At 33.8% G+C, this 717-nt stretch carries 1 protein-coding gene; it reads left to right on the top strand.

Going from position 1 to position 717, the window contains the following annotated elements; translation table 11 throughout:
* Window positions 1-208: 208 nt before the first annotated feature.
* A partial coding sequence (locus tag LSE01S_RS10725; protein WP_156470535.1) for a replication initiation protein occupies window positions 209-717 on the top strand: 509 nt, incomplete at its 3' end.

Raw genomic sequence — 717 nt, 5'->3', positions numbered from 1 at the left:
ATATACCTCTTTTATAAACCTCTTTTAAACCTCTTTTAGACCCCTCTTGCGCCTTACTCCCCCAAGGCGTACAGAAGTTTATCGACTACATTTTGTCTGTTTATCGACTACATTTTGTCTGTTTATCGACTACATTTTGTCTGTTTATCGACTACATTTATTTACTCCTGTATTCAAATAAGGTAGTATTATTCAAGGAGGTTATTTTATGAGCAATGAATTAGTCAAATATGACCCTGAATTAAATACAATCCCCTTGCGAAGGTTTACTCCTGTAGAAATGAACTTGTTCTTTTCTGTAGTTTCTAGAATGCGTGATAAAGGTGATGATACTGTTAGATTTACCTTTGATCAGTTAAAAGAGTTAAGTGCCTATAAGCCAACCGCAAATAATCGGTTTATTGATGACATACAAAGTACATATCAAAAAATACTAGGTCTTAGATTTGGCTCTCGAAGTAAAGATGGTCTTGATAGAGAGATGTTTGTCATGTTCACTCGATTTGAAATTAAGGGATCTGCAGACGTTCCTTATGTTGATATTCAAATTTATCCCAAAGCGTTGAAACTTCTAAATAATCTCGAAAGTTGGGTTCGTTATGCTTTGACAGAGTTTCGAGATTTAAAGAGTAGTTACGCAAAAACAACTTTTCGTATTCTTAAACAATTCCGAACCACTGGTTATGCTTATTTTTCTAAAAATGATTTCTTTGAACT

It is taken from the genome of Levilactobacillus senmaizukei DSM 21775 = NBRC 103853 (genome assembly GCF_001592085.1).
In the GTDB taxonomy this organism is placed as follows: domain Bacteria; phylum Bacillota; class Bacilli; order Lactobacillales; family Lactobacillaceae; genus Levilactobacillus; species Levilactobacillus senmaizukei.
Note: the sequence above shows the minus strand (reverse complement) of the source record. Positions and strands in the feature narration are given on the sequence as shown.